Below are 24,381 nucleotides of genomic sequence, written 5' to 3' on the forward strand. Positions count from 1 at the left end.
TTTCTGGGATGGCTCAGTTGCAGCCCTGAACGGAAATGCGGTAGCTGAATCCTGTTGAGTGGGGATCGCTGCCTGCACCGATCTTGAAGTTCACCTGGTTGACCTGTTTGCCCTGGGGAACTGTGAATGGTCCGAACTGCTTGCCTGTGCCGATTGGTGGAGTCATGGATTCCTTCACCACGCGCAGATTGCTGCCGTCAGTGAATTTCAGGAATGCTTCCACGGGATAAGTTCCGCTGGCTGTGGAATCGGCTGTGAAGAAAAGCTTGAAGCTGCTGTATGGAGCATTGACGGCAAAGTCAGTGTTCCAGTTGGTGCGGCCGATCAGCTTCTCTCTACTGACCCGTTTTTTAACGATGTTGCTGCTGCCATTGCCTCCGACAGGGGGGAGGAAGTTGCAACCAGCCTGTGCCGCAGATAAGCCGGCTTCAAGGCTGATCAGGCCAACACTGAGGCCGAGCAGAGCAGTCGTGAAACGGATGGTTTTCATTGTCTTCAAAAGTCCTTCGCGATGTCTAGCAATGGTCTGGTGGAATGGGGTTGTGATCACTGCTCGCTGCTGTTCATGTCTCTTCAGGATCTCGATACCCTTCTCCAGCAACGCCTTGAGGAGCAGGAGCTGGCGCAGCTCCTCTCAGAGCCGGTTTCTGTTGAAACCTTGATCGAGCTCGGCCGTGAGCGCGGCCTTTCAATTACCGAAGATGATGTGATCAACGCTCAGTTAAGAGAGGATTCCGCTGCTCCCTCTGCGGAGCTGCAAAGGCGTATGGCTGATGAGTCAAGACGCCTCAGGCATTTTATCCAGGGTTGACTTAAAGAGCAGATTGCTGTCGCATTTTTGTGCACAAAATGTATGCATGCTGTTCTGAATCGCGGTGTTGAAGACACTTGAATTGGTCTAGAACAAGTCATTCAGATGACGGGCTGAGTGAGGTCGCAATATCTAGTCTCTATTTTGTTTTTCAGCCACACTTAGATCATTTTCACAACGTCGGGCGTCTGACCAAAGACTTCTCCAATCCAGAGTGCGTGCGTGACTGCTCCTTCGTGAGTATGAAATTCCCAGGCTGAATCCGGGCTGGAGCTGCGTTCAATTTCCTGGCTTTCGTCGTTGACCCGCAGGTAATGACCCGTGCTCGCATAGCGCAGAACATACCGCTCAAGGAGTGATGTTCTCATCATGAATCTCTGCGAGTCCTGAACTCTGCCTAGCCAGCTTTGTGCAGCTGGTGACGGTGACTTCAGCTTTTCGTGGGTTTTCCTTTGCGGGACTATTGGTCGGTGTCTTGATATCGGCTGCACCGGACCCATGTCAGGGGTTCCTGCAAGGTCATCCGTAGTTGATAGCCACCGTTGCGGAACCAGTGTTCTTCAACTGGAGATAGCTGAGAGGGCTGGAGTTGCCAGCTCTGCTGAAGGTAGGTCTCAATCATTGTTTGCTCAGGGGGCTCGTCCCGCTGCCAGTGAACGATCGCCAGCTCCGTCGAGCTGGATTGAAGTGTGACAACCCTGCCGAGAGGGCCTGCCTCCTGATCGTCTTCCACCCGTTCATCGAGGGTCTCTTGCACCACGAAAAGGCGCAAAGGACTCTGGGTGCTCCGCCCATCCAGGCAGTATTTGTTGAGATAGAGCTGTCTTGCTCGGGCGAACAGAGGTGCAGGAGCACGACTCAGAAGTTCTGTGTAAGCGTCAGTGAGAGCTTGACTTGGCATCGCGTAAGGAGGGCTGGGCACACACTTCGTGATGGCGCGACGCTCGACGCCGTGGAACACTGTAGACAGATGCAAAAGTGGACAGATGCCTGAGCCCGGCTGCCCTCTCTACAGGCTCGTGGCATTGGACGGGCAGCCGCATCCGGTTTTAGACGCTCCCTATGAATCCATTGCTGCTGCGGAAGCGGCGGCCAGTCGCTGGTGTGCTGGGCAGGGGCGTTCGATGTCGGTGGTTCAGCGAGGAATCGCTTTAGAAGTGCAAACCCGTTGCGGGGAATGGCGCACCCTTGGCTACCCCAGCGCCTGCCTTTTGGAATCGTGAAGCGGAGCCGCAGCGCGTTGACAGGCTTTTCAGCGCTTGCACTCTGGCCTGATCTCGATCAACCATGGCTGAAGCTGGCTGATTGGCTCATGCGGGTAAGCGTTGATCTTTGTTTGGTTCCGCTTGGGGTTGGCGTGTCGTTAGGGCCTTCGATTGCTCTGTGTCAAGAGGTGATCAAGGCTTCCGGGCTTGAGCATCAGCTTGGCCCCGACGGCACGGCCATCGAAGGGGAGTGGGATGACGTCTTCACTTGCGTGAAGGCCTGCCATGCGCGCTTGCATCAAGAGGGCGTGCAGCGGATTCACGCCACTCTTCGCGTCAATACACGGATTGATCGCGTTCAGTCATTCCGCGACAAAGTGGGCAGCGTGAATCGTCTCATGACCTGAATTCAGGCAGAAGGGATGCCAATTTGGTCCAGCGTGTCTTGAATGAGACCAGGAACTGGAGACGTTGGTTTGCTGGGTCTGGCTCCGTCGGCTCGAGTGCGTGCTTTCGCTGTTCTTGCCCTCACTTTGTTTGCTCCATTCTTCGCCGGATCATCAAAGGCTGAGACCTGGGATCGCATCGGAAGCTACGCCGCTCTGATCCGCAGGGCAGGAACCCACACCCTTGTGGCCAAAGATTGTCCGTCCGCCCTTCTGGGTGCTTTCCATGCGCCCCGAAATGCCCTGCTGATCTGTGCCAATAACATCGAGGACGATCCAAGGCAGGTTTGGGTCGTTCTTGCCCACGAGTCGGCCCATGTGATGCAGCACTGTCATGGCGGGCCGTTGCTCGCGGATCACCAGGTCGGCAATGCCCTCGCGCGCATCGAATCTCAATCCCAAACAACCTTCCAGGAGCTGCGTCTGTATCACCAGTCGCAGCGTCGGGATGAAATCGAGGCACGGCTTGTGCAAGGGATGCCCCCCGATGAGGTGGAAGCCCTATTTCGCAGTTTCTGTGCTGACCGTCTGAGTCATCGCAAGGTTGCTCAACCGCCTGATGTTCTTGATTCTCCTCCCTGAGCAGTGAACTGGTTCAGGTGGATCGGGCACGGACATTACGGTGTGCTGATGTGTGGCATCTCTCCATGGGTCCGCGGCTCAACGGCTATTGGTTGATGACCTGGCTCGGCCTTGTGGCCAACCTGATCGCTCTGCCTGTGATTGGCCTGCTGGCATTTCGAGAAGGATCCTCTTCCGGCATTGCCATCACCAACATCAGCCTCGCCTTCTCACTGGCTTGGCCCGCTGCGATCGTGGGCATCGTGGCCTCAGCAGGCTTGCTGGCGCAGCGACGCTGGGGTGTGATTCTGGCCATCGTGGCCTTGTCCATGAGTCTTGCCGGGGCCATTCCCTATGGCCTTGTTCGCCTGGTCCTGGGGCTTGAGCCGCAGACCATGGGGTTGGGACCTGTCGTGCTCGGGTTGATCAATGTGCTGGCGCTGATCTATTGGTGCCGCCCTGCCCATCGACGTGGCGTCAGGCTTTGAAGCCTTGGCAGCAGCCGTTCCTCAGCTCGCGGGCTTTGCTCTCTTACTCGAGCACCCTCAATATCTGGTGGTCGATAAGCCAGCCGGTCTGCTGAGTCAGCCCGGTCTGGGTTCTCATCAACGTGATTCCTTGATCACGAGACTCCAGGACGATTGCCCTGAGCTTCGCTTGGTGCATCGCCTCGACCGGGAGACCTCTGGACTCGTTCTTGTGGCCAGAAATCAGGGCAGCCTGCGATCGCTCAGTGCTCTGTTTGCTGCCCGCAGAGTTCACAAGCTTTATCTCGCTGATGTGGTTAGGCCTTTGTTGGGACGACGGGGAAGCATTCATCTGCCCCTGGCCAGGCTGCAGCGCCAGCCGCCTTTGTATGGACCGCATCCGGAGGGCAAGCCCTGTTGCACGCTTTGGCGCAAGTGGACGCAGTCAACCGATTGCACACGTTTGTGGTTGCGGCCTCTGACCGGCCGATCCCATCAGTTGCGGGCGCATTTGGCTGCTGTGGGGGCTCCTATCCGCGCTGATCGCATCTATACCGCCTCCGACCTTCAGGGGCCGATGCATCTGCATGCTTATGCGTTGAGCTTTCAGGACCCTTATGACCAGCGCAGGGTGCGTGTGCGTTCTGCACTTCCGAAGTGGGCTCAAGCGGAGAAGCTGCGCTTAGCGGGAATGGGATAGGGAATGCGGCGATGACGCATTCTTCGCCACACACGGACGAACGAATGCATCACCAGTTCCAGTTCGGCCCGACTGAGGCTGCTCTGGCTGAGTTGTCCGTCGCTGATGCGCGCCTCAACAATCCGCTTGACCGTCTCACGAGCTTCCTGATCACTCGTGTCCGGCGGCAGTGAGCGCAATGCAGCCTCGCAGCCGTCCGCCAGCATCATGATTCCGGTCTCCTTAGAGCGCGGCGTCGGTCCGTGATAACGGAAGGGTTTCTCGGAGATTTCTGGATTCTGCTGCCGGGCCTGATGCAGGAAATAACCCATTCGCAAGGTGCCCTGATGTTCAGGAATGAAGTCCGCAATCGGGCGAGGAAGCCGATGTCGTCGTGCCAGTTTCAACCCCTCATCCACATGGGCTTGGAGCACTCCTGCACTGGCTAAAGGGTCGTTGAGCCGAGTATGTGGGTTTTCTCCACTGGTTTGATTCTCGATAAACCAGTTGGGAGCATGAAGCTTGCCCACATCGTGATAAAGAGATCCTGTCCTGATCAGGTCGACATCGGCGCCGATCGACCGCGCACCCTCCTCGGCAAGGCCGCAGATCATCAAGGTGTGCTCAAAGGTGCCGGGGGCTTCTGAAGACAGCCGCCGCAGCAACGGGCGCTCCTGATCTGCAAGTTCCATCAAGCGTGCTCTTGTCAGCAACCCGAAGGAGCTTTCCAGAAGAGGAATGACCAGGATCGCCAGCATCATTGCCAGCCCAAGCAGCAAGGCTTCCGAAGCGAGTTCCCCTGCATCGGATGGCAAGCGAATCAATGACCCAGCAAGCGGTTGGCCCTCTCGGTTCATCAACACCAGTTCGGCCAGCCATGCACCCACCGGCAGCAAGACGGCGAGTTGCAGCAACTGTGCTCTGCTGCGCAAGCGACCTGCTTGCAATGCAGCGACGGTGGCTGTGGCAGCGGCAATCAGCAGGCGCCCTTCCCCGAGGCCAGTCACTGGGGTTGGCCAGAGAAGACTGGCCACTGCCATCCAGGCCAGTGCACTGGTTGTGCCAAGGCCCTGAGCCAGGAGAAGGGTGGGCGGCACGATCACCGCCAGGGGGCTCACCGAAGCACCAAACCAGAGTTTGCAGGCCTGACCCAGCAGCAACAGACCCAGAGCCAGCAGGCCATGGGGTGCCTCCAGGCAGGGACGTTCGCGGCGCATGACCAGCAGCAGAACCCCACAGCTGGCCAGTGCTTCTGTGAAACGGGTGAACCAGATCCCCAGCTTCGGCCGGCGATTCACCATTCCGAAAAAATCGAGAACGTCGTAGGCCTGTGAGCTGATCGACTCGCCTTTGCGGGTGATCAGATCGCCGCGATTGACTTCAATGGTGGGGATTCCTTGTTGGGTGATCAGCTCCTCGATCAGTCTCTGACTTCGCAGTGGATCGGTCTGAAGGTTGCTGGCGCCCTGAAGCGTTGTGGTCAGCACCTTGCTGCCCAGACTGCGGCTGGCTGGCGTGCCTTGATTGAGGTCTTCGAGCTGCAGATCGCTGGCCCGTTGGAGCTGTTCCAGTGCCAGGGTGTTAACAAGCCCCTGACTGAGCATCCGGTCGAGCGCTCGGCGAAGAGCCATATCCCAATCCCGACTCTCATCCTGGGTTCGTTTCTTCAGCCATTGCTGCTCGTTGAGAGACAGGTTCACAGGTCCGATGCGCTCGGCATCGATGCTGTTCGCGACCCGTTCCAATTCGCTGAGGTGTCGCTCCAGCCGCATACGGATCTGCTCGTTTTCCTGAGGGTCTAGAACCTGCACGAAGGTGCTGGATCCCAGGCTTGAGCGCCTCTGCTCCAGGGCTTCGCTGTCCACAACCCTGGCGTCCTTGGGGGCCTCTGCATCAAAGGGAGCGGCCAGGCCTGGTCGCAGGTCTGGTTCCACCAGCCAGGGCCAGCTGGACACCAGCGCCACCAGAACACAGAGGATCAGCAGCGTGGCTTTCTGCAACCTGTTCCAGCGCAGCACCGGGCGGCGAGGTGATTCGCTCCTGAGCCAGGACCTCCAGAGACGTGCAAGGCGATGCGAACGCAAGTCAGCCGGGAGCATTCAGCACAAACGCTAGCTCTGCCGGAGCGGCATGCTGGATTCACATGCATCAGATGGCAATGGCCCTCAGGTTGGATGGCAAGGTCCTGGCCAAGACACTCGAGCTGCGGCTGCAGTCTCAGGTCCAATCTGCAAGCCAGATTTCCGGTCGCCCGCCGGGCTTGGCTGTTTTGCGAGTGGGTGATGATCCTGCCAGTGCGGTCTACGTGGCCAACAAGGAAAAGGCCTGTGCCCGTATTGGTGTTGAGAGCTATGGGTCTCACCTCCCAGCAGATGCCTCGCCTGATCAGGTATTGCAGGCGATCCGTGCATTAAATGCTGATCACAGGGTGGACGGGATCCTGTTGCAGCTTCCGCTCCCGCAGGGATTGGATGAAACACCGTTGTTGGCTGCGATTGATCCTGAAAAGGATGCCGATGGTCTGCATACGCTGAATCTTGGCCGGTTGCTCAAGGGAGAACAGGGCCCCCGGAGCTGTACTCCTGCCGGAGTGATGGCGATGCTTCGCAGTGCGGACATCGATCCTGCGGGCCGTCGTGCCGTGGTGGTCGGCCGCAGCATTTTGGTGGGGCAGCCCATGGCTCTGATGCTGCAGGCCGCGAACGCAACGGTGACCATTGCCCACTCACGAACGAGAGATCTTGCTGCTCTGACGCGTCAGGCAGAGATTCTCGTGGTGGCGGCCGGTCGTCCGGAAATGCTTGGAGCAGAGTATGTGAGCCCAGGCACGGTCGTGGTGGATGTTGGGATCCATCGGCGTCCTGAGGGCGGACTCTGTGGTGATGTGATGGCAGCAGAGTTGGAGCCCATTGCTGCCGCGCTTTCGCCCGTGCCCGGAGGCGTTGGCCCCATGACCGTCACCATGCTTCTGGTGAACACCGTTGTGGCCTGGTGCCGTCGCCACGGGGTCGATCACGATCTGGCTGACTTGATCATCTGATGGTGCTTGCGTGCCCGCCGGCCTGACAGAATTCGCCCAGCATTTCGCTCCCCATGACCGCCACGGCGACTAGCCCTGAAGGCGTTCCGCCGTCGGGTGAGCCCCAGCAGAGCTTTGATTTCAAGGCTTATCTGAATCAGTCTCGCGAGCGCGTCGAAGCTGCTTTGGACGCCTCGATGGGGCCTGAGCGACCCGAATCTCTTAGGGAAGCGATGCGCTACTCCCTGCTGGCGGGGGGAAAGCGATTACGACCGATTTTGTGTCTTGCGGCCTGTGAGCTGGTGGGTGGAGATTCCTCAAAGGCCATGCCCACGGCGGTCGCTGTCGAAATGATTCACACCATGTCGTTGATCCATGACGACCTACCGGCGATGGACAACGACGACCTCAGGCGAGGCCGGCCGACGAATCACAGGGTGTACGGCGATGCCATGGCGATCCTCGCCGGAGACGCGCTGCTCAGCCGCGCTTTCGAGATGGTGTCGGTGCGCAGTGCCGATGTGCCTGCCGAGAGGTTGGTGAAGGTGGTCGGAGAACTTGCCATGGTCTCCGGAGCGCCTGGTCTGGTAGGGGGACAGGTGGTTGATCTCGAATGCGAAGGCAAACAGGTCGACCTGGAGACGTTGGAATACATCCATCTGCACAAGACCGCTGCTTTGCTGAGGGCCTGCGTGGTGACTGGTGCCTTGATCGGTGGTGCCAGTGATACCCAAGTTCAGGCCATGCGCACCTATGCCAATGGCATCGGCCTTGCGTTCCAGATTGTGGACGACATTCTTGATGTCACTGCCAGCAGTGAGGTGCTGGGCAAGACGGCGGGCAAGGACCTGCTGGCAGATAAGACCACTTATCCCAAGCTGCTCGGTCTGGAGCCTTCGAGAACCCGCGCCCTCGAGTTGGTGGGAGAAGCTAAAGCTGCCCTGCAGCCCTGGAAAAATAAGGCTCAACCTCTGCTGGCTTTGGCCGATTACGTGGCCAGTCGGGACCGTTGACGATGGACGACGTCGCTCTCAGTATCCCCCTGCAGATTCTTGATAATGCAGTCTTGGCCTGGGGTCTTGCAGCTTGCGGTCTGGCTCAGCTGTCGAAGTTGGTGATTGAACTCATCGTCTTTCGCCGCTGGAGGCCTGCGGTGCTGATCGAAACCGGTGGGATGCCATCGAGCCATGCAGCACTGGTGAGCGGTACAGCCGCTGCGGCGGGTTGGCAGGAGGGATTCGCATCGTCCATTTTTGCCCTGGCCGCCACTGTGGCGTTCGTGGTGATGTATGACGCCAGTGGTGTGAGGCGTGCCGCCGGTTTCACCGCTGAACGGCTCAATGCCCTGCCGGAATCTCTCTGGCAGACACCCTTCGAGAAACCGCTCAAGGAACGACTGGGGCATTCCCGAACGGAAGTGCTGGTTGGCAGCCTGCTCGGCCCGATGATTGCCTTGCTTGGCCTCAATTTTCTGGGATCGCCGCTTCAATTGACGCAACTGATCACCAACGCTCTGGGTTGACGTCATTTCCTCACGCTGAATTGAGCCTCACCGAGGATCAACACAAGGCCGCAGAGGCTTTCTCCGACTGGCTGCAACAACAGGACGCTGGTCTTCCATTCGTCCTCAGTGGCTTTGCCGGCAGTGGTAAGACCTTTCTGTCGATGCGCCTGCTGCGGCAAGTGGAAAGCAGCGGTCTCTGCTGGACCGTTGTGGCTCCAACCCACAAGGCTGTCGGGGTTTTACGGCAGGCACTCAACCTCGAAGGCCTTCAGCCCACTTGGTACCCCTCCACCATTCATCGCTTGTTGCGGCTGAAGCTCAAGCGACAGGGTGATCGGGAGCTGTGCGAACCCACTGAACAAACGGCCGGAGCGTTGGAGCATCTCGGACTGGTGCTGGTCGATGAGGCCTCGATGGTCGACAGCTCGCTGCTGTCCATTGCCTTGCAGTGTGCCCACCCGTTCAAAACGCGACTGGTGTTTGTGGGTGATCCGGCCCAGTTGCCACCGGTGGGTGAAAGCGAAAGCCCGGTGTTTGGCATGAATCGTGCTGTTTCCGCCTGCTTGCATGAGGTTGTTCGTCACCAGGGCCCTGTCCTGCAACTGGCCAGTTGTCTGCGCGATGGTCGCTTGCCCTGCGAAGTACCACCGCTGCTGCCTCCCGTTCGCTCGGATCTCGGTCAGGTGGGAGTGCTGAGTCGAGGGGACTGGTTGTCGCGTGCTCAGGAGGGTCTGCGCCGGGCCGCGGCCTGCGATAACCCCGATGCGGCGAGAATTCTCTGCTACACCAATCGCCGCCTGGAAGCGTTGGTGCCCCATGCCCGCAGGGCCATTCATGGAGAGATGGCTGATCAGATGGCTGTGCTGCCAGGCGAGGTGTTGATCACGCGCACTGCGGTGATGGCACCGGCCTCCAGCGACGGAGGCGAGACTGGTGAGGAACCCGATCTGGTGTTGGGCTCCAACCGAGAACTCGTGGTTGAAGACGTGTCTCCGGAACGCTGCGATCTGGCGGAGTTCGGTGTCGCTGGTGAAGCGCAGCTCTCGTTGGCCGGACTGGGCGTGCCCGTGATTGAGACCCTCAATGCGAAGGTTCGCAGTGGCGAGCTTGAGCTCAAGCTGCGCCTTCAGCCTCCTTCCGGCAGTCAGGCGAGGGAGCAACTGGATGCACTGCTGAAGCGTCTGGCTCAGGAAGCCAGGAACGCCGGCAAACGTGGCGGCCGATCACTTTGGCGCCGTTACTTCTTGGTGAGGGATGCTTTTGCATCACTTGGGCCTGCTGCAGTGCTCACGGTGCATCGAAGTCAGGGCAGCAGCTTTGGTGAGGTTTTTGTTGCTGATGATGTGTTCCCTCGCAGCCTTGAATTTCTTGCACCAGAGAGGCAGGTGTTCCATCAACAGCTGGCTTATGTGGCAGTCAGTCGCGCCAGGCATGGGGTGTACCTGGTGGGTGATAGCCAACGCAATGCAGCCACCTGGAGCAAGGCTTTACGTGGGATTGGCTAATCGGTGATGGCTACCCTATTTAAGGCTCGCGATGCGGATTAGATCGCTGTTAGTTCGCTTACGCCCTGCCATCCCAGGTAGATCCCCAGCCCCAGGCTGACCCCACCAACCACAAGACTTCCCCGGGCAAACAGCAGTTCTTTCCCTTCCTCGAGAAGTGGAACGACCTTGTCGCGGCCGATCACAACGGCAACCAAAGGAGTGAGCAGAAACAGGCTGGCTCCGATTGTGAAAGCAATCAGACCGACTGCTTCCTGCCAGGTGGGCAACTGCGCGGACAGAACCACTCCAGCTGACTTGGCGAACAGCACGATGTCGTCGGGGCTAATGATTTCGCCGACGGAACCCAGCAACAACAGGAGCGGCAGCGGCATGGCCAGGAAACGGTCGATGCCTTTGGCCCAGACCGGTGGCTCCGAACCTTCGGTGAAGGATTTGATCAGTTCCCGTCCGCCGATGGCGACCAGCGCTCCGCCTGCCAGCAGATCCAGGCCCGTGCGGTGATGGGAGCCATGACTCATATCCAACACAAGGGAATGGCCGACAGTGACCAGAAGCGTGGCGGCAAGAAGTGTGGTGATTACCCAGCTTGCGACGAACCATCCGCCACGTTTGATGGGATTCGGGCCCAGCAGCAGCAGCAAGAGAACGGCGATATGAATCGGCGAGAGCCCAATGCCGGTGCCATAGGCCAGCAGTTCCGCCCAGAGGGTTGTGTCGCTCATCAGAACCGGCCGTCAGCGGGCGCATTCCAGCGCACGATCGCATGATTTCCATGCTCGAAACCGAGCAGACAGAGACTTCCGGTGCTCAACATCAGCAGCTTGCCGCCCACGGCTCCCAGGCCAAGCCAGGTCCCGGCCAAGGCCCGCAGAAGATGTCCATGGGCAAATAGTGCAACGTCTCCATCTCCGGGCGATTCCATGGCCAGCCGTATCGAGGTTTCACAGCGTTTTTGCACGGCTTCAGCGTCTTCGCCATTCGGACAGCCATGGGTGAACACATTCCACGCCGGCACCTTGCGCTGAATGTCAGAGGTGGTGATTCCTTCGTAATCTCCGTAATTCCACTCCAGCAACTCCTTCATTACGGTCATGCTTGCTCCCAGCCCTGCCAGTTGGCAGGTGCGCCGAGCACGTTGAAGAGGTGAGCTAAAGACAGCCGCGAAATGCTGTTGACTTAAGACAGGAGCCAGTTGCCGGGCTTCCTCTTCTCCCTCTGGCAGTAGAGGGATGTCGGTGTTGCCTGTGTGACGTCCGGTGCGAGCCCACTCGGTTGCTCCATGGCGAAGCAGCCACAGCTGGCGTTGATTGGTCATGGCCCGAAACAGCCGTCTCTGCTGAGATTGTGACCATCAGGAGTTGATTTGGCTTCGCAAACAACCTCTGGCCAACACGTTCTCAGTGACGGATTTCGAACCAGTCGGCACCGGTGATCGGCATCTGGCAGGGCCGAACAAGACGAACCCTCGCTTCGCTGGGACCCTGTTCACACCAAAGCCTTAGCTCGTTGAGGGGGAGCTGATCACCTTCGGCTTGCACTTCCACTCTGCCGTCATCCAGGTTGCGGACCCAGCCGCTGAGGCCCAGTTCAAGAGCCCGTCGACGACAGGCCTGCCGAAAACCAACACCTTGAACGGTTCCTTCCACCAGAAAACGCCAACGTTCCTGAAGAGTGGCCGATCTCTGCCGGGTGTGGCGGGTCACAAAGCGGCGACGTTCCGCTTCGCTGCGAAGCCGAGCGCGGCGCGCCATCTGCAGGGGATCGTCGAGGATCCGCCCCAGTGGAGGTGGACCCAGCTTGCGTGGAGATTGGGCAGGTTCCATCCCTCAGCTCTTCGCTCAACTTTCCAACCTTCAACCTGCCACAGCGGCCCAAAGCTGCCAATGCTTTCATCCGATTCACGGCACAGTTGCCAGCGATGGAATTCATGGCCTCTAAGCCTTTCACCCTTACGCATCAGCAGGCTGTCGGTTCGAGCCTCCAGCTGTCGGTAGCCCACCTGCAGCCGTCCTCGTTTGGCTTCAAACGGCAGGAGACCAGCCATCGCATGCAGTGTTCCGTCCGGATCGGCCAGGCCTCGACCTAGCAGCAGCATCCCTCCGCATTCGGCGTAGATCGGCTTGTCGCGAATCCATGCGTGCAGAGCTGAGAAGGTTGTTTTGCATCCACTCAGCTGGTCTGCATGCAGCTCTGGAAATCCCCCGGGCAGGATGAGGCCGGTCGCTTCTGCTGGTGGAGCCGTATCGCTTAAGGGACTCCAGGGCAGCACTGGCATCCCCAGAAGCTCCAGGCACTCCTGCATTTCGGGGTAGCGGAAATGGAAAGCCTCATCCTGTGCGACGGCCACGGGCAATGATTGTTGCTGTGATGTCTCCAGTTCTGGAGACAGGACATGCCGAATCGGGTCCGGGCCAGGCCTTGGTGCTTTCAGGAGAGGACCGAACACTCCCATGTTGAGGTGCTGCTCCGCCAGAGCTGACCAGCGCCCCAGTCGCTGTTGAAGAGAGCTCAGCTCATGGGCGGGAGCAAGACCGAGATGTCGGTTTGGTAGCTCCAGGTTGGGATCCCCGGGCAGGCAGCCCAGGCAGTGCACACCGATGTCCGTGAGCACCTCCTCAAGTAGCTCCCGATGCCTGGGACTGCTCACTCGATTCAGCACGACGCCAGCAAAATTGAGGCGTGGATCAAGATTTTTAAAACCTCGAACCAGTGCGCCGAGAGATCGGGCCTGACCTCCAGCATCCACCACCAGCACCACCGGAAGGCCCAGGCTCACAGCCACATCGGCAGTACTCCCCTCCGAGCTGGATCCAATGCCATCGAACAGGCCCATCACGCCTTCAACCAGGGCCATGTCACAACGCCCGCCATAACCGTTGAAGCTGAGCTGAACCCACTCCTCGCCGCATAAAGGCAGGTCAAGGTTTCGGCAGGGCTGGTTCGCCGCTAATGAGAGCAGCTGCGGATCGAGATAGTCGGGGCCGACCTTGAAGGGCTGCATGCTGTGCCCAAGTTGGCGGGCCCAGGCAATCAGGCAGAGGCTGAGCAGGGTTTTTCCGCTGCCGCTGGCCGGAGCAGCGATCACGCAGGCCATGGTGTGAGCGGAGATGGTTAGAGCGGAGCGATCAGGAGAGCTCCCGCTCAGCGGGGGATTAGCTGATTAGCTTGGCAGCCAGCGGGGCCGCTGCAGCCAGCAGAGGGTTGGTGGAGTCATGACCGCCTTCCAGTTGGCGAGACACATCCGCCTCGACTGGGGAATGCTGCACTGGAACGACCTCTTCAATCAACTCCATGCTGGCCATTCCACCAGCTTCGAGTCGCATGCAGCCCCCGGACTCAGCGCAGAGAATCACGCAGATCGGAGGCTGATTGTCTGGTTTGCAGATCAGGCGCAGGCCCACAATCTGACCAGGATGAATGCTGGGTTGCCCCATCGGCACTGGCGACACGCGCATCTGAACATCAGCTCCATCAGTCCGCTTGAAGTTGGCGCTGATGCTCTGGTCAGGGTTGCGCTGGGTGTGCTGCAGCTCCCAGCCAAGGCGGTCGGCGATCCAGGATCCGAGCAACAGCCCCTGAACTGGATGGTCGCCCTCGACATCGATGTCGAGCTGAACCACATGGCCAAGGGCATCGCGGCGATGCGGTGGATCGAAGACCATGGCGAGGGTCTGATGCCAGCTGCCAAGGCGCAGCCAATTCAGATCGTTGACTGCCTGCCCCGCTTCGATTCTGGAGGCCAACAGGTTGAGGCAAAAGCCAGGCTCTCCCAGGGCGGAATCGAGAATCAGACGGCGCGGTGAGCTAGCAAGTTGTTGCAGGAGCTCAGGGGCTTCATCAAGGGCTCCGTTCCACCACACCCAGGCGGGCAGCTCCTCTGGCAACAGAGGATCGAGGATCGCCAGACCCTCCTGAAGGGCAGGCTTGCCTCCACGCAACACCACCACATCCCCGCAGGCAACAGTTCCACCGCCTTCTTCCGGAAGCGGACAGTAGGCAGCCACAAGTGTTTCAAGCGGCTGTTCGGAATCAAGGCTGGGTGCCAGGGTGATCAGGCGCCGCGGGCGCAGATTGCTGAGAGCGGCATCCACATGCTGGCCTCTCAGATCCTCACTGGTATGCCCCCCGTCCATCTGGCCGAGACACGTCGCCACTGCTTCGGTGAGCGGTGGTGTGCTGATGGGCAGATCGCCATCAACGACAGACTGACGTCCTGCTGCAATCAGCTGCGACCTCTGCACGCCAGTGATCGGGCCATCCAGGCGGCCGGTGCGCACCAGCTGTTGCTCAACCCAGGCTGGTTGCCAGATGAGCAGGCAGAACGTGTGGGCACCGACGTTGTTGGGCTGATCCCGTGACCAGAGCTGTTCGAGATAGCCGGGGACCTCAGAGGGCGGCAGTTCGAGAGGGGTTTGAAGTGTGAGCTGGGGGGACATGGTGCAGCCGGTTGATTGGGACAGGTGTGGTCAGTCGGATCTGGTCATGGACGTCGCCAGAGCAAGCCATCACGGGCAAGGAGGGCATCGGATGCAGCAGGTCCCCAGGTTCTTGATTCATAGGGGTGAATCGGCAGCTGCCAGGGGCTGTCTTCAATCAGCTCCAAAAGAGGGGTGTAGAGACGCCAGGCTGCTTCCACTTCATCACTGCGGGTGAACAGCGTGGGATCGCCGAGCATGGCGTCGGCTAGCAGGCGCACATAGCCTTCATCGGATGGCTCTCCGAATGATTCGTCGTAGGAGAATTCCATCTCCACAGGTCGGCTGCGCATGCCGGAACCTGGAGACTTCACTTCAAAACGGAATTCAGCACCTTCATCCGGCTGAATTCTCAACACCAATTGATTGGCGGTTGGCCCTCCTCCGGCGGCATCAAAGAGATGGACCGGTGCCTCCCTGAAGGTGAGCACCACCTCGCTGAGGCGCTTCGGCAGTCGTTTACCTGTGCGCACATAGAAGGGCACGCCCTGCCAACGCCAGTTGTCGATGAACAGTTTCATCGCCACATAGGTTTCTGTGGTGCTATTGGCATCGACGCCATGCTCCTGGCGATAGCCGGGCAGAGGTGAGTCCTGGGTTCCACCGGGGCCGTACTGACCGCGGATGCAGCAGTTCCAGGGTTCGTTTTCGTCCGCCAGCCGTGCCGCCTGTAAAACTTTCGCTTTTTCGCTGCGGATCGCTTCTGGGTCAAAGCGTCCAGGCGTTTCCATGGCAGTGATCGCCAGCATCTGGGTCAGGTGGTTCTGCACCATGTCCCTAAGTGCACCTGATGTTTCGTAATAGCCGGCTCGCTCCTCTACACCGACCGTTTCCGCGGCTGTGATCTGAACACTTGAGATGTAGTTCCTGTTCCAGATCGGCTCGAAAATTGTGTTGGCAAACCTCAGAACCATGATGTTCTGAACGGTCTCTTTGCCCAGATAGTGGTCAATGCGGAAGATCTGATTTTCCTGACCACAGCTCTGAACCACCCGATTGAGGTTCTGGGCGCTTCCGTAATCCCTGCCAAAGGGCTTTTCGATCACCACACGACTACGTTGCGGATCCTTCAGCAGGCCGGCGTCGGCGAGAGAGCGGCAGCCACTGCCATAAAACTTGGGTGAAACCGATAGATAAAACGTACGGTTGCTGCGTGTTGCTCGCGTCCTGTCGATCTCGTCCAGTCGGTGCCCGAGCTTGACCAGATCCTCGGGATGCTGAAGATCCACCGGTTCGTAAAACATTCCTGCCGAAAACTGCTCCCAGGCAGCACGGTTCTCATTCACCGAGGTCTCCATGGCTTCCGCCATTTTTTGGCGGAATTCCTCATCACTCCATGGGCGCCGAGCACACCCCAGCAATGCAAATTCACTGGGCAGGCGTCGTTGTCGAAACAACTCGAACAGGGCCGGCACCAATTTGCGATGCGTGAGGTCACCACTTGCGCCGAAGATCACCAGGCATTGGGGAGCGATAACGCGCTCCTGACGCAGGCCGACCCTCAGAGGGTTTGTCATCGTTGCGCTCATGACACAGGAAGCTCTGACGCAGGTTTAACCAGGAATCCCCGCGCTGACAGTGCTCCGGAACATCCCGCGACGGTTTGTCGTCGTCTCGGGACAACCCAAACAAAAAAAAGCCCACCATGCGGCGGGCTTTTGTCTTGAATTTGACTGAGAAAACTCAGTACGTCTCAACGTGCCAGCGGTCTGCCTTCTTCAGCTGAGGACGTAACTCTGACCAGTCCAGTCCCTTGGACGATGCAGCCGCTGTCATGGCTTCATCGATGCCGGGTTCCATTCCACGCAGTCCGCACATATAGACGTGAGTTTTGGAATCTTCGATCATTGAGAAGATTTCATCGGCATGCTCAAGGACGCGGTCCTGGATGTACATGCGACCGCCTTTGGTGTTTTTCTGCTCACGACTAATCGCTTTCGTGTAGCGGAAGTTGTCAGGATATTCAGCCTGATACTTCTCGAAATCGTCGTCGTAAAGGAGGTTTGGAGTTTTGGGAGCACCCATGAACAGCCATGCCTTACCACGGAACTTCCAACCGTTTTTGTCGCGTTCGCTGGCTTCAAACATGCGGCGCAGATAGGTGCGCATTGGGGCGATGCCTGTGCCGGTGGCAAACATGATCACATTGGCTTCTTCATCCTCAGGAAGCAGCATCTCTTTGCCGACTGGGCCTGTGATCTTGACTTTGTCTCCAGGGTTGATGTCGCAGAGATAAGTGGAGCAGACACCTTTGATCTCTTCTCCTGCCTCGTTCTGATATTCGAGCTGGCGTACGCAGAGTGAGACGGTCTTGCCCGCCATGTCGTCTCCATGGCGCGTGCTGGCAATCGAGTAAAGACGCAGCTTGTGTGGCTTTCCTTTGGCGTCGGTCCCTTCAGGAATGATGCCGATCGATTGACCTTCGACATATTCGAGAAGTGGATCACCACCACTGAGGTCGAAGGTGATGTGCTGGACCCGTCCGATAGCCCCATCTTGCAGAAGGCTGTAGTTGTCCAGAACGGTTCCCACGAATGGGGTTTTGGGCTTGTAAAGATTGACGGGAACCGACTGGTGAGCAGGCTTTGCAGGAGCCTTGGAAGCGTCCACTTTGGTTACTGGCTTGGTAGAAGCTTTAGCTGAAACTGCTTTGGATGCAGGCTTTGCTGAAGCCTGTTTGGCAGAACCCTTTGAGGCGGAAGCCTTCGAGGAAGAAGCCTTGGCAGCAACAGCCTTAGCGGTTGTAGCTTTTGTAGCCTGCTCACCAGCCTGGATTGGCTCATTGTTTGGAATCACAGACTGAATCCGGCCACCTCTGGCATTGATGGTCTGAACAGTGGTTTGCAGGCGGTCGTAGGAAACGGTGATGCGTTCTTCCGATCGAGTGTGTTTGCCGGCCTGCAGCCAGACAACGACCAGCGTGAACATCCGTTCGTTGTAGCTGCTGGTACCCGCCGAGCTGACACGCATGGAATCTCGGTTCCCTTGAAAGATCGCGCGATCATAGTCGTGTCATCAACGTCGGCCTTAAGTCGACTCAACCTTCACAGCAGATTGCGGTCTGGTCTTCAGCCTGACTTTCCTTAGGATTCCTTTGTTACTTTCTTCAGGTTGAACTTCGCCGACTCATTGACGACTCTTCAGCGAGCAACTAGAGGCCGTCAACAGACGATTGAGCAGACCATTGAGCGTCTGCCGCAAGGGGTTCGTCGGCTGGCTGTTCAGCTGCGAACGGACCAAACAGTCGATCACCTTTGGCAGGTGCTCACTGACTATGAAGGTCTCAGTAATTTCATCCCCAATCTCAGCAGCAGCAAGCTGATTGAGCGTTCCGGGAGCCGAGTCACTCTTGCCCAGGTTGGCAGTCAGCAACTGGTTTTAGGCCTGAAATTCTCGGCTGAAGTCCAGCTGGAACTTACGGAGCATCGTCCCGAAGGATTGCTTCAATTCAAAATGCTGAAAGGTGATTTTCGGCGTTTCGAGGGTGCCTGGCGTTTGCAGGCTGTTCCTGATCAAACACTGGTTCTTTACGAACTGACCGTTCAGGGATGCCTGGGCATGCCCGTTGCACTGATCGAACAGCGTCTCCGACAAGACCTCAATGACAATCTCCTCGCGGTTGAGCAAGAAACAATTCGCAGATTCACTGAGGCCTGAGCGAGTCTCTTGAGTAGAGCTTTTGGGGTTCTTAAATGAGCTCCTCAATCAATGATCAATTGTCATAAAAAAACATCCATGGACTGGATGTGATGCTGCATGAAGCAAATCAATCAATACCCCCAAGGGGATTCGAACCCCTGTCGCCTCCGTGAAAGGGAGGTGTCCTAGGCCTCTAGACGATGGGGGCGAGGCCGTGCTCTCAGGTGTTCTCCCGAGCACCAAATGAAATTACGGTTCCGACTGACCCTCCGTCAAGGCAGCGGTCAACTTCTCTTGTCCTTGTCCTTGCCAGACAGGAACATTGAAGGTGAAGCAGGCTCCTTTTCCTGGTTCTGAGACAACTCCAATGCGTCCGCCATGCACCTCAACGATTCGTCGGCAGACGGACAGTCCAACTCCGAATCCCGATGCTCCTCCAGAGGTTTGAGGCAGCCGCACACGGTCCAAAAAAATGCGTTGCTGTTCTGCTTCGGGGATGCCAGGCCCGCTGTCGCTGATACTCACCTGCACCCACTGACTGGTGCGATGCACCATGGCTAGTGCAATAGTGCCGCCGTCCTGGGTGTATTTGAGTGCGTTCTCCAGAAGATTGAGCAGCACCTGACGCATGCGCCGCTGATCAGCGAAGACGAGCGGCAGATCGGCCGGAATGTCGGTGTTGATGGTCACGTCCCTGCCGAGCCAAAGCTTTTCCAGTTCAAGGATGGCTTCTGCGGCGATGCTGGCCAGGTCAAGTCTTTGGGGGTTGAAGAGAGCTTCCCAGCGTGTGCTCCCCACCTCCAGCAAATCCTTGGACAGCAAAGCGATTTCATCGAGGCGTCGTTTCAAGACGTCGCGGAATCGGTTGAGATCAATCTGACCAAGCTGCTGGCTCTGAAGTGCCAGTGTTGCGGCTGTTAGGGGCGTGCGAAGTTCGTGGGCCACCATCCTCAGAAGACGCTCCTGAGATTGCAGGCGGTCAATCAGGGTTTCATTTTCCTGCCGCAGCACCAGCAGCTGATCCTCGAGTTGAAGCTCGCGCTGGGTGCGACTTCCGTCGAGTTCCGTGGGCTTCAAGCTCAGACCAAGTCCGCTCACCACTTCATCCTGTTGCCAGCGAGGTACCCAGCCTCGAAGCTGCTGAAAAATGCTGCTACCTGCAAAAACCTGCTTTGGCATTGGCTGAAGCTTCACCAATGCAGGCGTCACCACCAAGCGGTGGAGTTCCAGCAACTCTGGGTGCTCCACAGGATCAGCCACCTGGAGTGTCACGTCAAAACCGCAGTCCTCCTGTTCCAGGAACTGGATCAGCGAACGCAGATCACCGCTGGAGAGATGATGACGACCTGCGACCAGGAGCAGAGTCAGCTGCTGACGTGGTGTGGGATCGATCCCGCCCACCAAGTGTTGCTCCAAAAGATGAGCCTTACCTTATGGGTTTTTGCAAAGGTCAGCAGAACCGCTAAGACGATTTTGAACAGACTGTTGTCAGTCAGGACTTTTCATGGCCCTTCTCCCTGTTGAACGCCGTGGTGCTCCACCCCCGGATGGTGAGTCCCAGGCTTCGCAGCGGGTTTACCTCGACAGCAATCTCAGGCGTTGGTTTGCGCGAAATCTCGGCCTTTGGCGTTCACGACGTCAATACGTTTTTAAGAATGAGGAAGTTCTTTTCCTGGACATGATGATCCGGGTTGAGATTTTTGCGGAATCACGTGTTGGCAAGCCCCACTACCGCATGAGCTGGTGGCCTGAACACGAAACAGATTTCTTCGATCGCAAACCCCGTTACCAGCGTGAAGGTGTCATGGAAGCAACGCTGATGGGCCATCAGTTGCTACGCAGTCGTGCCTATCTCGAAGAAGTCGAGTCGCGAACGCGGATTCGCCAGGTGGATGAACATGAAGTGGTGTTCGAATCGCATTACCTGGACTGGGATGTGCAGGAATACACACGATTGATCGATCAGGATCGTTTCCGATCACGCGCGATCTACAGCTGGCAGAAAGGTGATCTGGAAATCGTGGAACATCACCACGAAACCCGTCTTGAAGATGCTTCCGCTCCAATTGACACTGAGTGAGTTGAGTTTTTTCGCTATCTACGTCGGTCCCAAGCAGAGCGTTTGTCAGGATCAGTACTGGTGTCTCGTTCTCAAAGTCCTCGTTAGCCCTGACTGGCTTTATGGTCTGGCAGTGGTTCGAGCTGAGTGCCGACCAACGTCATGACACGAATGCCGGTTCTGTTCTCAACCTGGAAGCACCTCTTTGTTCGGATATTGAGCAGTTCCGCTGTTGGTCAGGGATGGATCTTGTCGCAACCACTTCCTAGCCATTTTTCGCTGATATGAGGCAGCATGGGTCCGCTCCCTTAAGTCTGTCAGTGCGTATCCCCCGTCCCAGTCTTCCGAAGGCGTTCCGAACTGTTCTGCTTCTCGCAGCGCTTCCTCTCAATACTTCCATTGCATTCGCTCAAGGGGCAGCTGGATCGACAACCCCGGCCACGGGGATTGAAATCGAGCGGATGGTTTCAATCGCTTCAATCAATATGTGCATTTTGTCGAAAAGCAAGGTTCCATTCGTGACTGCAATGCAGGCCAACATGGTTCCAATGGTCAGTTACATCAAGGAAGTCAACGGTTCCAAGATTAAGGGTGTTAAGAAAGGGCAGGCGTTGACTGCTGAGGAAGTCGCCAATGGTCTGGCGATGCAATTGTTGCCAGTCGTTGGCATCCGTTGCGGCAAGGACTTGCCACAGGATTACAAGAAAGAGGTGACAAAGGCCGAGAATCTATTGAAGTCACAGTCAGGAAGCTGACATTTGATTGCCCAGGCCTGTTCCAGTAATTGTTGGTGTAGGTCTGGCCTCTTGATTAAGTTAATTTGGTCTCTAACGTTAGTTTCATTTATGCTCTTTGCTGCGGCTGATATTCAAATCAATTGAGAAATATTGATTAACTTTTTTGGCCTGTTTGAAGCTTTTCTTTTGTGATTCCCAAGACATCGACGTTCCAATCATTAGAACGGTCGGCGTATTTTCCACCCTGAAGGACCATTTTTCGCAAAGCTGGGGCTGAAACCCGCGCTTTTTTGTTGACTGGTGAGGTTTTCCCTCCCGCCACCTCTTGATCCAGGGAGCCAGGATCAAAGCAGAGTGAGCTGTTCATGGTTCCCACCGCATCCTCTGAGTCGGCCATCAGCTGGGCGGGAGTTGCCCCGCCCAAGCGTTTGTCTGACTATCGGCCTTTCCCATTTGCCATCCCCAGGATTGAGCTGAATGTGGTGGTGCATCAGCCTCATTCGGTTTTGGTCACGGCTGATCTGCACCTTGAGCCCTCTGATTCAAAGGCAGCCACTCCGCTGATCTTGCGTGGAGTTGATTTAGAGCTGATGTCAATCTCGCTCGATGGGCATCCCCTGGAGTCGAGCAGCTATCGCTTGAATGATGAGCAGCTGGAAATCCCTTCACCGCCAAATCAGCCCTTCACGTTGACGACTGTCAGTCGTCTTGATCCTCAGGCCAACACCTCACTGGAAGGCTTGTATGAAAGTGGCGGAATGCTCACAACGCAATGTGAGGCAGAAGGGTTCCGACGCATCACCTTCCATCCAGATCGTCCTGACGTTTTGAGCCGCTACCGGGTTCGGATCGAGGCGGATCGCGCACGGTTTCCCGTGCTGCTCTCCAACGGAAACGAAATCAGTGCTTCGGCTCTCGCAAACGATGCCTCCCGGCACGAGGTGGTCTGGGAAGATCCCTTTCCCAAGCCCTCTTACCTGTTTGCTCTCGTTGCTGGTGACCTGCGCGAAATCAGGGATCATTACGCCACGGCTTCCGGGCGGGACGTCACGCTGCGTCTGCATGTGGAAGCAGGTGATGAGCCCTTCACCGCCCATGCCATGGCGTCGTTGAAGCGTTCCATGGCATGGGATGAGTCCGTTTATGGACTCGAGTACGACCTCGATGAGTTCAACACCGTCGCGGTGCGCCACTTCAACATGGGCGCAATGGAGAACAAAAGTCTGAATATTTTCAATTCCAAGCTGGTTCTTGCTGATGCAGAATCCGCAACAGATGGGGAGCTAGAGCGGATTGAAAGTGTTGTTGGGCATGAGTATTTTCACAACTGGTCTGGTAATCGAATTACCTGTCGTGATTGGTTTCAGTTGTCGCTGAAAGAAGGTCTCACGGTGTTTCGAGATCAGTGCTTCACCGCCGACCTTCATTCCGAACCTTTGAAGAGGATTGAAGATGCAGCGATGCTTCGCAATACGCAGTTTCGTGAGGATGCAGGCCCAACAGCCCATCCGGTGAAGCCGGACTCTTATCAGGCTATTGATAATTTCTACACAACCACGATTTATGAAAAAGGGGCGGAGCTGATTCGCATGTTGCGGACCTTGCTTGGGCCTGAACGTTTCATGCGAGGTATGAGCTTGTATTTCAAGCGGCACGACGGAGAAGCCGCCACAACAGAGGATTTTGTCAACGCGATTGTGGATGGCGCGGGAGCAGATGGTCAGCCTCTCGGATTTGATGTCGAGCAATTTCGGCTCTGGTACCACCAGGCGGGAACGCCTCATGTCACGGTGAAATCTCACTGGGATGGCGAAGCCGGACGTCTGAGCCTGACGCTGCAGCAGTCCACGGCTCCAACGCCAGGTCAGGAACGGAAGCAACCACTGGTGATTCCTGTCCTTTGGTCTGTCCTGCAGGCCAATGAAGGTGCTGGAGAAGAACGGCTGTTTGTGCTTGATCAGGAGACACAGACCGTTGTCCTGGAGGGGTTGTCTCCTGCTGCACAGCCTCCGGTTGTCTCGTTATTCCGACGTTTTTCGGCTCCGGTGACCTGGGCATCTGGCCAGTCCCTCGACGATCTGTTTGCGCTGTTTGCCGGGGATAACGACGCCTTTGCCCGCTGGGATGCTGGCCAGCAATTGTGGAAGCGGCTGATTCTTCCCCGTGCAGCAGGAACTCCTGAGTCAGAACTGGAGTCATGGATGCTGGATGCTCTTGGCCAGCTTCTCGCTGTTGACGGCGAACAAGACCCTGCCGTGTTGGCAACTCTCTTGGCTTTTCCTGGTCCTGCCGAACTTGAGTCACTCCAAAAGGAAGCCGACCCTCCCGCTCTAGAGAGAGCCACTTGTGAACTGAGAGAGCTGCTCGGATCCCAGCTGGCACCGTTGCTGAGGTCCAGGCTCAATGACGTTGCGTCAAGCCTGGATCAAGCCTGGCCTGCGGGTCAGGGCGAGCGACAGCTCACGGGTCTGATCTGGAGTTGGTTGGCTGCTGCCGGTGATTCAGGGGCTCGCTCCGATGCTGCTCAGGCGGTGGAAGGCCCCTCGATGACGTTGGCGCGTGCAGGCCTGCGGGCCTTGCAGCCGATTGACTGTGATGAACGCGATCAGGCTCTGCGATCGTTCCACGATCGCTGGCAGGAGCGTCCGGTGATTTTCGACACCTGGTTTTCGCTGGAAGCTTCAACACCGCGCGCGGATGCTCTTGAGAGGGTTGCGGCTTTGTTGGACCACCCCCGTTATGACCCGATGGCCCCGAATTCAGTACGTGCTGTGCTGGGTGGGCTTGTGGGTAATCCACGTGTCTTCCATGCACTTGATGGCAGTGGATATCAGTTCATGGCCGAACAGATCATCGCCGTAGATCAGCGCAATGCCATCACAGCATCGCGGCTCGCCAAGGTGTTTAGCCGCTGGCGCACTTACGGCAGCGAACGTCAGGCTGCTGTGAAGCGGGCCTTGTCAACACTTGCTTCGGCGGATCTCTCCACAAACACCCGTGAAGTGGTGACGTTGATGGAAGCCTGACGCATTCTCCTTTGATTCGGCAGAGGGTGCTGGGCTGTGCAACGTTCAGCAGGTTTGAACGTTTGGGTGGTGTTTTGTGCCGCTCATCACCACTGCGTTACGCCCTGTGAAACTGAATTGACTCGGGAATGATGCTCTCTAGTTTGCAGAGACCTGGGAAGGAGGAATGAGCAGCGAAGTTCTGGAGAATCTCCTGAAAAAAGATATCTATGAAGACACCTGGGAATGGTGGAAAGCTCAACTCT

27 protein-coding genes and 1 tRNA gene are annotated in these 24,381 nt (G+C 57.4%); 14 read left to right on the top strand and 14 right to left on the bottom strand.

All coding sequences use genetic code 11. The features are described from left to right. Nucleotides 1–13: 13 nt before the first annotated feature. Nucleotides 14–490 (bottom strand): hypothetical protein, encoded by a 477-nt coding sequence (locus DXY37_RS03850; RefSeq protein WP_115125451.1) that lies wholly within the window; start codon nt 488–490, stop codon nt 14–16. A gap of 21 nt (nt 491–511) precedes the next feature. Between DXY37_RS03850 and DXY37_RS03855 the strand changes: the two genes are divergently transcribed. Beyond that, nucleotides 512–811, top strand: a complete 300-nt coding sequence (locus DXY37_RS03855; protein WP_371637833.1) for a Nif11-like leader peptide family natural product precursor — start codon at nt 512–514, stop codon at nt 809–811. Nucleotides 812–972: 161 nt separating this feature from the next. Here the strand turns inward: DXY37_RS03855 and DXY37_RS03860 are convergent, their stop codons facing one another. Both DXY37_RS03860 and DXY37_RS03865 read right to left on the bottom strand, forming a co-directional pair. Beyond that, nucleotides 973–1,179, bottom strand: coding sequence for a hypothetical protein (locus tag DXY37_RS03860; protein WP_115125489.1), 207 nt, complete (start codon nt 1,177–1,179; stop codon nt 973–975). Between the two features lie 92 nt (nt 1,180–1,271). After that, entirely contained in the window at nt 1,272–1,712 is a 441-nt protein-coding gene (locus tag DXY37_RS03865; protein ID WP_115125490.1) for a hypothetical protein, read from the bottom strand. Between the two features lie 85 nt (nt 1,713–1,797). On the opposite strand from DXY37_RS03865, the gene DXY37_RS03870 reads away from it, so the two are divergent. From DXY37_RS03870 to DXY37_RS03890, 5 genes are all read left to right on the top strand, one after another. Next, the gene (locus tag DXY37_RS03870; RefSeq protein WP_115125452.1) at nt 1,798–2,034 is read left to right on the top strand and encodes a hypothetical protein; all 237 of its coding nucleotides are present in this window, start codon (nt 1,798–1,800) and stop codon (nt 2,032–2,034) included. Nucleotides 2,035–2,123: 89 nt separating this feature from the next. Next, a complete protein-coding gene (locus tag DXY37_RS03875; protein WP_115125491.1) occupies nt 2,124–2,423 on the top strand; it encodes an MTH1187 family thiamine-binding protein in 300 nt (99 codons plus the stop codon). A gap of 42 nt (nt 2,424–2,465) precedes the next feature. Next, nucleotides 2,466–3,044 (top strand): hypothetical protein, encoded by a 579-nt coding sequence (locus tag DXY37_RS03880; protein WP_244276833.1) that lies wholly within the window; start codon nt 2,466–2,468, stop codon nt 3,042–3,044. A 65-nt stretch (nt 3,045–3,109) separates the two neighbouring features. Continuing rightward, nucleotides 3,110–3,511, top strand: coding sequence for a hypothetical protein (locus DXY37_RS03885; protein ID WP_067097773.1), 402 nt, complete (start codon nt 3,110–3,112; stop codon nt 3,509–3,511). Beyond that, nucleotides 3,495–4,190: an RluA family pseudouridine synthase gene (locus DXY37_RS03890; RefSeq protein WP_244276835.1), complete on the top strand. Its 696-nt coding sequence runs from the start codon at nt 3,495–3,497 to the stop codon at nt 4,188–4,190. The genes DXY37_RS03885 and DXY37_RS03890 overlap by 17 nt, the downstream gene beginning before the upstream one ends. Here DXY37_RS03890 and DXY37_RS03895 read toward each other — a convergent pair. Continuing rightward, complete coding sequence (locus tag DXY37_RS03895) at nt 4,154–6,268, bottom strand: HDIG domain-containing metalloprotein (RefSeq protein WP_115125453.1); 2,115 nt, start codon at nt 6,266–6,268, stop codon at nt 4,154–4,156. The two genes, DXY37_RS03890 and DXY37_RS03895, sit on opposite strands and share 37 nt — an antisense overlap. 59 nt (nt 6,269–6,327) lie before the next feature. Between DXY37_RS03895 and folD the strand changes: the two genes are divergently transcribed. From folD to DXY37_RS03915, 4 genes are read left to right on the top strand one after another with little or no spacing between them, the layout of a single operon-like run. Continuing rightward, on the top strand, nt 6,328–7,209 hold the full coding sequence (gene folD, locus DXY37_RS03900) for a bifunctional methylenetetrahydrofolate dehydrogenase/methenyltetrahydrofolate cyclohydrolase FolD (RefSeq protein WP_115125494.1): 882 nt from the start codon (nt 6,328–6,330) through the stop codon (nt 7,207–7,209). 53 nt (nt 7,210–7,262) lie between these two features. Further along, nucleotides 7,263–8,201, top strand: coding sequence for a geranylgeranyl diphosphate synthase CrtE (gene crtE, locus DXY37_RS03905; protein WP_115125454.1), 939 nt, complete (start codon nt 7,263–7,265; stop codon nt 8,199–8,201). Nucleotides 8,202–8,203: 2 nt separating this feature from the next. Further along, nucleotides 8,204–8,710, top strand: coding sequence for a divergent PAP2 family protein (locus DXY37_RS03910; protein WP_115125455.1), 507 nt, complete (start codon nt 8,204–8,206; stop codon nt 8,708–8,710). Beyond that, nucleotides 8,707–10,197 (top strand): ATP-dependent RecD-like DNA helicase, encoded by a 1,491-nt coding sequence (locus DXY37_RS03915; RefSeq protein ID WP_115125456.1) that lies wholly within the window; start codon nt 8,707–8,709, stop codon nt 10,195–10,197. The genes DXY37_RS03910 and DXY37_RS03915 overlap by 4 nt, the downstream gene beginning before the upstream one ends. A gap of 38 nt (nt 10,198–10,235) precedes the next feature. Here the strand turns inward: DXY37_RS03915 and DXY37_RS03920 are convergent, their stop codons facing one another. The 7 genes from DXY37_RS03920 to DXY37_RS03950 form a co-directional block, all read right to left on the bottom strand. Beyond that, on the bottom strand, nt 10,236–10,922 hold the full coding sequence (locus DXY37_RS03920) for a GAP family protein (protein ID WP_115125457.1): 687 nt from the start codon (nt 10,920–10,922) through the stop codon (nt 10,236–10,238). Further along, a complete protein-coding gene (locus DXY37_RS03925) occupies nt 10,922–11,515 on the bottom strand; it encodes a histidine phosphatase family protein (protein WP_115125458.1) in 594 nt (197 codons plus the stop codon). The genes DXY37_RS03920 and DXY37_RS03925 overlap by 1 nt, the downstream gene beginning before the upstream one ends. An 82-nt stretch (nt 11,516–11,597) precedes the next feature. After that, entirely contained in the window at nt 11,598–11,951 is a 354-nt protein-coding gene (locus tag DXY37_RS03930; RefSeq protein WP_067097798.1) for an acylphosphatase, read from the bottom strand. Then, nucleotides 11,900–13,294 (bottom strand): cobyrinate a,c-diamide synthase, encoded by a 1,395-nt coding sequence (locus DXY37_RS03935; RefSeq protein ID WP_115125459.1) that lies wholly within the window; start codon nt 13,292–13,294, stop codon nt 11,900–11,902. The genes DXY37_RS03930 and DXY37_RS03935 overlap by 52 nt, the downstream gene beginning before the upstream one ends. 58 nt (nt 13,295–13,352) lie before the next feature. After that, a complete protein-coding gene (locus DXY37_RS03940) occupies nt 13,353–14,636 on the bottom strand; it encodes a glucose-6-phosphate dehydrogenase assembly protein OpcA (protein ID WP_115125460.1) in 1,284 nt (427 codons plus the stop codon). Between the two features lie 44 nt (nt 14,637–14,680). Next, nucleotides 14,681–16,204 carry a glucose-6-phosphate dehydrogenase gene (gene zwf, locus DXY37_RS03945; protein ID WP_115125461.1) on the bottom strand — a complete coding sequence of 508 codons (1,524 nt, stop codon included), beginning with the start codon at nt 16,202–16,204 and terminating at the stop codon, nt 14,681–14,683. A 154-nt stretch (nt 16,205–16,358) separates the two neighbouring features. Continuing rightward, nucleotides 16,359–17,645, bottom strand: coding sequence for an FAD-binding oxidoreductase (locus DXY37_RS03950; RefSeq protein ID WP_115125462.1), 1,287 nt, complete (start codon nt 17,643–17,645; stop codon nt 16,359–16,361). 159 nt (nt 17,646–17,804) lie between these two features. On the opposite strand from DXY37_RS03950, the gene DXY37_RS03955 reads away from it, so the two are divergent. Continuing rightward, a complete protein-coding gene (locus DXY37_RS03955) occupies nt 17,805–18,332 on the top strand; it encodes an SRPBCC family protein (RefSeq protein ID WP_115125463.1) in 528 nt (175 codons plus the stop codon). Nucleotides 18,333–18,449: 117 nt separating this feature from the next. Here the strand turns inward: DXY37_RS03955 and DXY37_RS03960 are convergent. Both DXY37_RS03960 and DXY37_RS03965 read right to left on the bottom strand, forming a co-directional pair. Beyond that, a tRNA-Glu gene (locus DXY37_RS03960) sits at nt 18,450–18,522 on the bottom strand. Nucleotides 18,523–18,563: 41 nt separating this feature from the next. Further along, the gene (locus DXY37_RS03965; protein ID WP_115125495.1) at nt 18,564–19,715 is read right to left on the bottom strand and encodes a histidine kinase; all 1,152 of its coding nucleotides are present in this window, start codon (nt 19,713–19,715) and stop codon (nt 18,564–18,566) included. Nucleotides 19,716–19,818: 103 nt separating this feature from the next. Here DXY37_RS03965 and DXY37_RS03970 point away from each other — a divergent pair, with 103 nt between their 5' ends. Both DXY37_RS03970 and DXY37_RS03975 read left to right on the top strand, forming a co-directional pair. Then, nucleotides 19,819–20,394: a hypothetical protein gene (locus DXY37_RS03970; protein ID WP_115125464.1), complete on the top strand. Its 576-nt coding sequence runs from the start codon at nt 19,819–19,821 to the stop codon at nt 20,392–20,394. Nucleotides 20,395–20,693: 299 nt separating this feature from the next. Next, nucleotides 20,694–21,128 carry a hypothetical protein gene (locus DXY37_RS03975; RefSeq protein WP_115125465.1) on the top strand — a complete coding sequence of 145 codons (435 nt, stop codon included), beginning with the start codon at nt 20,694–20,696 and terminating at the stop codon, nt 21,126–21,128. Between the two features lie 136 nt (nt 21,129–21,264). Here the strand turns inward: DXY37_RS03975 and DXY37_RS03980 are convergent, their stop codons facing one another. Beyond that, nucleotides 21,265–21,477: a hypothetical protein gene (locus tag DXY37_RS03980; RefSeq protein ID WP_115125466.1), complete on the bottom strand. Its 213-nt coding sequence runs from the start codon at nt 21,475–21,477 to the stop codon at nt 21,265–21,267. Between DXY37_RS03980 and pepN the strand changes: the two genes are divergently transcribed. After that, on the top strand, nt 21,476–24,136 hold the full coding sequence (gene pepN, locus DXY37_RS03985; RefSeq protein ID WP_115125467.1) for an aminopeptidase N: 2,661 nt from the start codon (nt 21,476–21,478) through the stop codon (nt 24,134–24,136). The two genes, DXY37_RS03980 and pepN, sit on opposite strands and share 2 nt — an antisense overlap. Nucleotides 24,137–24,381 lie beyond the last annotated feature (245 nt).

Source organism: Synechococcus sp. GEYO (assembly GCF_900473955.1).
In the GTDB taxonomy this organism is placed as follows: Bacteria; Cyanobacteriota; Cyanobacteriia; order PCC-6307; family Cyanobiaceae; genus Synechococcus_C.

Excerpts from the sequence above, each read along its gene's own strand:
- DXY37_RS03875 (WP_115125491.1), top strand. The coding sequence starts at position 2,124 with ATGCGGGTAAGCGTTGATCTTTGTTTGGTTCCGCTTGGGGTTGGCGTG.
- DXY37_RS03980 (WP_115125466.1), bottom strand. The coding sequence starts at position 21,477 with ATGAACAGCTCACTCTGCTTTGATCCTGGCTCCCTGGATCAAGAGGTG.
- DXY37_RS03935 (WP_115125459.1), bottom strand. The coding sequence starts at position 13,294 with ATGGCCTGCGTGATCGCTGCTCCGGCCAGCGGCAGCGGAAAAACCCTG.
- DXY37_RS03865 (WP_115125490.1), bottom strand. The coding sequence starts at position 1,712 with ATGCCAAGTCAAGCTCTCACTGACGCTTACACAGAACTTCTGAGTCGT.
- DXY37_RS03950 (WP_115125462.1), bottom strand. The coding sequence starts at position 17,645 with ATGCGTGTCAGCTCGGCGGGTACCAGCAGCTACAACGAACGGATGTTC.
- DXY37_RS03930 (WP_067097798.1), bottom strand. The coding sequence starts at position 11,951 with ATGGCGCGCCGCGCTCGGCTTCGCAGCGAAGCGGAACGTCGCCGCTTT.
- pepN (WP_115125467.1), top strand. The coding sequence starts at position 21,476 with ATGGTTCCCACCGCATCCTCTGAGTCGGCCATCAGCTGGGCGGGAGTT.
- crtE (WP_115125454.1), top strand. The coding sequence starts at position 7,263 with ATGACCGCCACGGCGACTAGCCCTGAAGGCGTTCCGCCGTCGGGTGAG.
- DXY37_RS03860 (WP_115125489.1), bottom strand. The coding sequence starts at position 1,179 with ATGAGAACATCACTCCTTGAGCGGTATGTTCTGCGCTATGCGAGCACG.
- DXY37_RS03870 (WP_115125452.1), top strand. The coding sequence starts at position 1,798 with ATGCCTGAGCCCGGCTGCCCTCTCTACAGGCTCGTGGCATTGGACGGG.
- DXY37_RS03970 (WP_115125464.1), top strand. The coding sequence starts at position 19,819 with ATGGCCCTTCTCCCTGTTGAACGCCGTGGTGCTCCACCCCCGGATGGT.
- DXY37_RS03850 (WP_115125451.1), bottom strand. The coding sequence starts at position 490 with ATGAAAACCATCCGTTTCACGACTGCTCTGCTCGGCCTCAGTGTTGGC.
- folD (WP_115125494.1), top strand. The coding sequence starts at position 6,328 with ATGGCCCTCAGGTTGGATGGCAAGGTCCTGGCCAAGACACTCGAGCTG.
- DXY37_RS03880 (WP_244276833.1), top strand. The coding sequence starts at position 2,466 with ATGAGACCAGGAACTGGAGACGTTGGTTTGCTGGGTCTGGCTCCGTCG.
- zwf (WP_115125461.1), bottom strand. The coding sequence starts at position 16,204 with ATGAGCGCAACGATGACAAACCCTCTGAGGGTCGGCCTGCGTCAGGAG.
- DXY37_RS03925 (WP_115125458.1), bottom strand. The coding sequence starts at position 11,515 with ATGACCAATCAACGCCAGCTGTGGCTGCTTCGCCATGGAGCAACCGAG.
- DXY37_RS03920 (WP_115125457.1), bottom strand. The coding sequence starts at position 10,922 with ATGAGCGACACAACCCTCTGGGCGGAACTGCTGGCCTATGGCACCGGC.
- DXY37_RS03855 (WP_371637833.1), top strand. The coding sequence starts at position 512 with ATGTCTAGCAATGGTCTGGTGGAATGGGGTTGTGATCACTGCTCGCTG.
- DXY37_RS03895 (WP_115125453.1), bottom strand. The coding sequence starts at position 6,268 with ATGCTCCCGGCTGACTTGCGTTCGCATCGCCTTGCACGTCTCTGGAGG.
- DXY37_RS03885 (WP_067097773.1), top strand. The coding sequence starts at position 3,110 with ATGGGTCCGCGGCTCAACGGCTATTGGTTGATGACCTGGCTCGGCCTT.
- DXY37_RS03940 (WP_115125460.1), bottom strand. The coding sequence starts at position 14,636 with ATGTCCCCCCAGCTCACACTTCAAACCCCTCTCGAACTGCCGCCCTCT.
- DXY37_RS03910 (WP_115125455.1), top strand. The coding sequence starts at position 8,204 with ATGGACGACGTCGCTCTCAGTATCCCCCTGCAGATTCTTGATAATGCA.